General features: G+C 46.9%; 1 protein-coding gene and 1 pseudogene. Both read left to right on the top strand.

The window, feature by feature from the left end; all coding sequences use genetic code 11:
• Positions 1-174 precede the first annotated feature (174 nt).
• Positions 175-435 (top strand): hypothetical protein, encoded by a 261-nt coding sequence (locus AC1U9U_RS15670; protein WP_479961487.1) that lies wholly within the window; start codon positions 175-177, stop codon positions 433-435.
• A gap of 180 nt (positions 436-615) precedes the next feature.
• Positions 616-3610: pseudogene (gene nifJ, locus AC1U9U_RS15675) on the top strand (pyruvate:ferredoxin (flavodoxin) oxidoreductase); the annotation flags it as partial.

The raw sequence follows: 3610 nt of genomic DNA on the forward strand, positions 1-3610 counted from the left end.
CCTGAGCCCTCCTTCTTTGCACCGAAATTTTATACATTTATATGCACTTAAAATGAAAAAAGACATCCTCAAGAGATGTCTTTCACTGGTAAATGCTGTTAGACTTTCGTCATTAAATGTGGCCCAAAATTTACCATGCTGCATATACTGTAACATAAAGGAGGTGTCATTTGAATGTACGGTAACGTTCCTGTCGGCAACCCCATTTGCTGCCCACCTATTTACAACTGCCGCGACTATTGTTGTCCACGAGTTGTTCCGGTGATTCAGCCAGTAGTAACTGTTAATCGCCAACATGTGGTTGATGTTCCTCAAGTGATTTATCGACCTGTTACCAGAAATGTCGTTGTTCCCGCGAATAACTTTGTTAACCCCGGATTCCCCGGAGCCCCCGGCTTGTTCAATACCGGAGTAGTCAATACCCGTTTTTTCTAAGCTAGCCTTTATTGCAGAATTTTAATCTAAAAGGCATATCCTATGCTTATAACAAATCACTTATCCCAAGACTTGGGGTAAGTGATTTGTGCTCATTAATTTAAAAAAATGTATGAGAGTCCGGTAATAACGAATACTAAGCCTATACCTAAATGTTTATTATTCAAAGGAGGTAGTTACGTGGCAAAGAAAATGAAAACGATGGATGCCAACCAAGCCGCTGCCGAAGCTTCTTATGCTTTGACCGAGGTGGCAACCATCTTCCCAATTACCCCTTCCTCACCAATGGCTGAGGCAGTGGATGAATGGTCGGCTCATAACAATAAAAATATTTTCGACCAACCGGTAAAAGTTGTGGAGATGCAATCCGAAGCCGGGGCAGCCGCTGCGGTCCATGGCTCCCTTCAAGCCGGGGCCCTGACTACCACTTACACCGCTTCCCAAGGTCTCTTATTAATGATTCCGGAAATGTATAAGATGGCTGGAAATCTTGTCCCGGCCGTATTTCACGTCAGCGCTCGGGGACTGGCTACCCATGCCCTATCCATCTTTGGCGACCATTCCGACATTAACGCTTGTCGTCAAACCGGCTTTACCATGCTTTGCGCCAATGATGTTCAAGAGGCCATGGATTTAGGCTACATAGCCCATCTCTCCGCCATTAAATCCCGGGTTCCCCATCTTCACTTCTTTGATGGCTTCAGAACCTCCCATGAAGTGCAGAAGATTGAGGTTACACCCTATGAAGAGATAGCCAAATTGGTGGATTATGAGAAGATCCAAGCCTTTCGCGACAATTCGCTAAACCCCAATCGCCCTGTCCTTAGAGGCACCGCCCAAAACCCGGATATCTACTTCCAGGGCCGGGAGGTTGCCAACCCTTTCTATGAAGCAGTCCCGGATATTATCGAGGACTATTTTAAGGAATTTAAGAAAATCACCGGACGAGAATATCATCCTTTCCAATATTATGGCGATCCCGAGGCGGAAAATATCATTGTTGCTATGGGATCAGTCTGCAACACCATCGAAGAAACTATCGACTTCTTAGCTCAGCGGGGAGAAAAATTTGGGTTAATTAAAGTCCATCTCTATCGCCCCTTCTGCTCGAAATACTTCTACGACGTTCTACCCAAGTCCGTGAAAAAAATTGCCGTACTGGATCGGACCAAGGAACCCGGTTCCACCGGTGAGCCCCTCTACTTAGACGTGATCCAGATGTTTAACCACGAAGAAAACAGACCCCTTATCGTTGGCGGCCGCTACGGACTTGGATCCAAGGATACTACTCCTTCACAAATCCTCGCTGTCTTTAAAAATCTTAAGCAAACCAAGCCCAAGGACCGTTTTACCATCGGTATCATAGATGACGTGAGCAATACCTCCCTACCCGAAGAGGAAATCATCGATACCTCCCCGGAAGGTACTATTCGTTGTAAATTCTGGGGATTGGGCTCGGACGGAACCGTCGGGGCCAATAAGAGTGCCATTAAAATTATCGGTGATAATACAGATCTGAATGTTCAGGGCTATTTCGAATACGACAGCAAAAAGTCCGGCGGAACTACCATATCCCACTTGCGTTTTGGCAAGAAACCTATCAAGTCTTCCTATCTGGTCTTTGATGCCGACTACATCGCTTGCCACAATAAATCCTTTATCTATAATTACGATATCCTCAAAGGTTTGAAAAAAGGCGGCAGCTTTGTCTTAAACTGCCCCTGGACCCCCGAGGAAGTTGCCGATCATCTGCCGGCCGGACTTAAACGCTATATTGCCCGGAACGATATCAACTTCTATCTCATCGACGCAATCTCCATCGCCGGGGAGATCGGCCTGGGCGGACGGATTAACATGGTTATGCAGGCAGCCTTCTTTAAGCTGGCCAATGTTATTCCCGTTGATGATGCTGTTCGCTATTTAAAAGATTCCATCAACAAAGTCTATGGTAAAAAGGGTGCCAATATCGTCTCCATGAACGAAAAAGCCGTAGATAAAGGAATTGAATCCCTGGTCAAGGTGGATGTTCCCGCCTCCTGGGCAAGTATACCCGATGAAAATATGCCCGTTAAAGCGGAACCGGATTTTGTTAAAAATATTCAGCGCCGCATGGAACGCCATGAGGGGGACGAGCTTCCCACCAGTGCTTTTGTCGGTATGGAAGACGGTACCTTCCCCTTGGGGACAACGGCCTATGAAAACGCGGGATCGCCGTCTATCTACCGGAATGGCAAATCGATAAATGTATTCAGTGTAACCAATGTTCCTATGTCTGCCCCCACGCTACCATTCGTCCTTTCCTCTTAGACGAAGAAGAATATGCTAAAGCACCTGATACCTTTAAAACTAAAAAACCCAACCTCAAAAAGCTGGAAGGATACCATTACCGGATTCAAGTTTCCCCCTTGGATTGCACCGGTTGCGGTAACTGCGCCGATATCTGCCCGGCACCGGGCAAAGCTCTGGTGATGAAGCCCGCCGACCATGAAATCGAAATGGAAGCGGAAAACTGGGAATTCGCCATGACCGTCACCGAAAAGCGTGATCTCATGGATGTAAAGACCTTGATCGGCAGCCAGTTTGCCCGCCCACTCTTAGAATTCAACGGAGCCTGCCCCGGTTGCGGTGAAACACCTTACGCCAAACTTGTTACACAACTCTACGGGGATCGCATGATTATTGCCAATGCCACCGGTTGTTCCTCCATCTGGGGAGGAAGCGCACCTTCAGTACCTTATACAACCAATGCCGATGGCAAGGGACCGGCCTGGATGAATCCTCTCTTTGAAGACAATGCCGAGTTTGGCTATGGTATCTATCTGGGCTCCAAACAAATACGGGAGAAAATCGCGCAAGTGATGAGTCAACTCCTGGATACCAACGTCGATGGCAACTTAAAAGAAGCTTTCCAGGATTGGTTAGATAACTTTAACGATGGTGAAGGATCTAAAAAGGCCAGTGCCCGGGTATTGGAGCTGCTCAAAAAAGAAGACGTTGCCGGCAATCCTCTCCTTCAAGAAATCATGGCCAGAAAAGACTATCTGGTTAAGCCCTCCGTCTGGATCTTCGGCGGATACGGCTTTGCCTATGATATTGGCTATAACGGCTTAGACCATGTTCTGGCCAGCGGGGATGATATCAATATCTTCATTTTTGATACAGAAGTTTACTCCAA

It is taken from the genome of Desulfitobacterium sp. (assembly GCF_982384815.1).